Consider the following 3,354-nt stretch of genomic DNA (forward strand, 5'->3'; position numbering starts at 1 on the left):
AAACCATCGGACGGTGAAGCTTTTCCCATTCTTCGCCCGCATTTCGCGAGCATCCTGCACCGCTGTCTCTGCCTCGCAATCAATGTGCTTAAGTCGCATGCTGGAAAGGGCCGCCGCTCGCAGACCTGTCAGAAAAGCACAGGCGACGAGGGCGCGATCCCGGCGCTGGGCACGTGTGAGGTTTGGCATGGATTGCACCATCGCCCGAGCCTCCTCTACGGACGGGTAGAGCTTGTCCGGTCGCGCCAAGACCTTAGCCATCTTCTGCCTGGGTAGGTCGAAGTAGTCGGGCAAGGTGACGCTAAGCCGCCGATACCCCTCCTGCTTGGTCAGCCATTTTACGAATGCTGCCAGATGAGAGGCCCGATGGCGAATAGTGGATGCACTGAGGCCCCCGTCTTCTTGGGGCATCTCGCCCTTCGCCAAGAGCGAAGTCCGGTATTTCCCGACGTCCTTGTCGCGGACCTGAGAGAAGCACCGCCCCTCAAGAAAGTCCTCAAAATCGCGGATGGATGTAAGGTGAGCATCCATGGTTTTTACGTCATAGCGGCCCGCGTAGAGCTGCCAATCGTGGATGATCCTATCGTTCATCGAAGGCCATTCCGGGACTCGAAGGGGGGCTTCTGTCCCAATATCAACGGAGTCTTCCTCTTTCCTTTCGTCTATTTCACTGAGGTTGGCATTGGGACGGAGAGCGTTTTTCAATCGCTCATATCCCGTCGCATCCAGTAACTTCATCACCGTTGCACCACACTCTGAACAGGCACCTCCAGCCATCCGACTTTCTCTCTCGGTCTGCCAAAGGTTGATGCTGAGCGGATGAGGAGACACCGCCACCTTGCAGCACAGGCAATAGAATTGATCCAATCTCAGGTTGTGGCGTCCCTGAGCGCGCCGCGCGGCATGAAACCTGTTCAGTTCAAGTCCGCGAAAGAGGTGCGGCCCTTGGCCCTTGGATGGCATGAGCCCAGCGCCGACCCAATTTGAGACAGTGTTGCGACACACATCGTAAAGTTCCATGACGGCGTGAACATCATAGACGCGGTGCTTTTTCGCCTGGATCTTGTATCGGCGACTCATGTGCGCTTCCTTTTCGGATTGTTTGATCCAACCTCGGGGGTAAAGCGGGGGAGTTTGCGCTCAAACGTCAGGATTTCCTCCAGCCGCCAGCGGGACGTGCCCGTCGAGAGCTTGAAAGGCGCGGGAAAGTGACTGGCCCCGACCCATCTCCATATCGTTTGGCGGCTCACCTGAAAGCGGCGCGCAACGTCTTCGTCTGTCAGGTAGGCGGTAGAAGCACTCCCACCTGACACCGGCTGTTTGGCGGCGACTTTCTGATTTGCCCCGCGCCGAACTCGTTTTGCAGGTTTCTGCTTTGTTTCAGTCGGATGTGGGGGCTGATGGGGAGGAGAGCCAGCCTTCAACATCTCGAACAGATCCGGTGTACTTTCGGGATGCATTTCGTCAGCATTTGACATCATGCACCTCCTCGCGACGGATCGAAGGAGGGATGCTCTCTGACATCCGAAGGGGAGTTGTTTTATATTCGTAGGCAATACTTGCGCCACCCATGGCGCATTGGGCTGAGCTCTTCATCGCGCGTCCAGCCAAGCTTGAACAACTGCTGCGCGCCAGCCTACTGCACGTTTGCTCAGCTTGACTGAAGCTGGAAACGTGCCCTCGCTCATCATGGCGTAGAGGGTGCTGCGTGACAGGCCGGTCAAAGCCATCACGTCTTTACATCTCAGAATGCGGTCTGGGGTGGTCATAGCCATCTCCTATGTTTTGTCAGTGGTGACGGGAGGAGATGCTCTAACAAGATGCACGTTTCCTCCCGTCGAGCGGGGTGTCCACAGAGGGACTGGAAACGACACATCTTGAGTCGCTATGATGATTGGACGCTAACGGTGCGATTTAAGCTTGGCAAGACTATTTTGAAGCTCGCGGGACAAAAGGAGAACGCACAGCATCCTACGCCGTCTGACGCTGTCCAGAACTGTCAGCAAGTTCCTGCAAAAAATCTGCCCACCACGTCGCAATTTGGACCCTTTCGTCCCAATGGGCACCGCGTGCATAGGCTTTACGAATCTCATTTCCCTCTACGTGAGCGAGTGCGCGTTCGATTGCATCCGCACTCCAGAGGCCAGATTCGTTTGCCAGGGTAGAGAAAGTTGCGCGAAAACCATGGGCGGTCATGTCGTCCCCGCTATAGCCCATTCGCCGCAGGGCCGCGTTCAGGGTGTTTTCGCTCATGCAGCGTCTCGAGGACCGGATGGAGGGGAACAGCAACTCGCCCCAACCAGTCAGCGTTTGCAATTCGTTGAGCTTGCCCAGCGCCTGTGGCGACAAGGGCACCATGTGCGGGCGGCGCATTTTTGCGCGATGGGCCGGGACCGTCCAAATCGCTTTTTCCAGATCTATCTCGGCCCATTCAGCCATGCGCAATTCGCCGGGACGCAAAGCGGTCATCGCCAAGAGCTGGAGGGCAATGCGCGTAGCCGGTTGACCGTCAAAGCCTTCAATAGCCCGCATCAGCCCGCCCACCTGTTCAGGGTTGATGAGGGCGGAGCGGTGTTTGACTGGTGCGCGGGTCAGGGCATCCTTGAGACCGAAGGTCGGATCATTCTCGATCAATCCTTGGGCAATGGCGTAGCGAAAGACTTGTCCGGCAGCGGACCGCATGCGCAGGGCGGATTCGTTGCGACCCCTCGCTTCCATCTTCCGCAAAGGGACCAAGACATCCCGCGCGGTTATCTGGCTGATCGGGTAGTTCCCCAAATCGGCGCAGAGGAGCGTGTGCAGCCACTCCGACTTGGCGAGGGTGGAGGCGGATTTGCCTTCCAGTCGCTTTTTCTCCAACAGGGCGTCGGCGAGTTTGCTGAAGGTTTCTCGGTGCTCGGCCTCTTTGGCGGCCTGTTCCCGCTTGCGCTCAAAAGACGGATCTTTGCCTTCGGCCAGCACCTTGCGCGCCGCGTCCCGCTTGTCCCGTGCCTGCTTGAGGCTCAGGTCCGGGTACTTCCCGAAGGACAACAGCTTTTCCTTGTCCATCCAGCGGTACTTGAACCGCCAGAGTTTGGAGCCGCCCGGATTGACTAGGAGGAACAGGCCATCAAAGTCGGCCTGCTTGTAGGGCTTTTCTTTCGGCTTCAGCGCGCGGATCTTGGCATCGCTCAGAACGGGCATTGGGGGTACCTTCATTTCACGGCCTCGGCAGTACCCCGACCCATACCCCCATTGAGGGTAGAATAAGCGGGATCGCTCCGGACAATCTCGGACAAAGGGTCCGATATTCTCGACAAAATTCAGGCTATTAGAAGAAACTACAGACCACAACTGGAAGTGATTGTGGTGCCC

At 57.4% G+C, this 3,354-nt stretch carries 4 protein-coding genes; all 4 read right to left on the reverse strand.

The features are described from left to right. Positions 1 to 1,080: tyrosine-type recombinase/integrase (locus TRIHO_RS24240; protein ID WP_232367847.1), on the reverse strand; the 1,080-nt coding region annotated here is incomplete at its 3' end. Beyond that, a complete protein-coding gene (locus TRIHO_RS23425) occupies positions 1,077 to 1,478 on the reverse strand; it encodes a helix-turn-helix transcriptional regulator (RefSeq protein ID WP_232367848.1) in 402 nt (133 codons plus the stop codon). The genes TRIHO_RS23425 and TRIHO_RS24240, both read right to left, overlap by 4 nt. A 114-nt stretch (positions 1,479 to 1,592) precedes the next feature. Next, positions 1,593 to 1,769 (reverse strand): helix-turn-helix transcriptional regulator, encoded by a 177-nt coding sequence (locus tag TRIHO_RS23430; protein ID WP_082705244.1) that lies wholly within the window; start codon positions 1,767 to 1,769, stop codon positions 1,593 to 1,595. Between the two features lie 202 nt (positions 1,770 to 1,971). Further along, on the reverse strand, positions 1,972 to 3,183 hold the full coding sequence (locus tag TRIHO_RS20040) for a tyrosine-type recombinase/integrase (protein ID WP_068248057.1): 1,212 nt from the start codon (positions 3,181 to 3,183) through the stop codon (positions 1,972 to 1,974). Between the last annotated feature and the right edge of the window lie 171 nt (positions 3,184 to 3,354).

The sequence above is a fragment of the Tritonibacter horizontis genome (assembly GCF_001518015.1).
Taxonomy (GTDB): domain Bacteria; phylum Pseudomonadota; class Alphaproteobacteria; order Rhodobacterales; family Rhodobacteraceae; genus Epibacterium; species Epibacterium horizontis.

Excerpts from the sequence above, each read along its gene's own strand:
- TRIHO_RS23425 (WP_232367848.1), bottom strand. The coding sequence starts at position 1,478 with ATGTCAAATGCTGACGAAATGCATCCCGAAAGTACACCGGATCTGTTC.
- TRIHO_RS23430 (WP_082705244.1), bottom strand. The coding sequence starts at position 1,769 with ATGACCACCCCAGACCGCATTCTGAGATGTAAAGACGTGATGGCTTTG.
- TRIHO_RS20040 (WP_068248057.1), bottom strand. The coding sequence starts at position 3,183 with ATGCCCGTTCTGAGCGATGCCAAGATCCGCGCGCTGAAGCCGAAAGAA.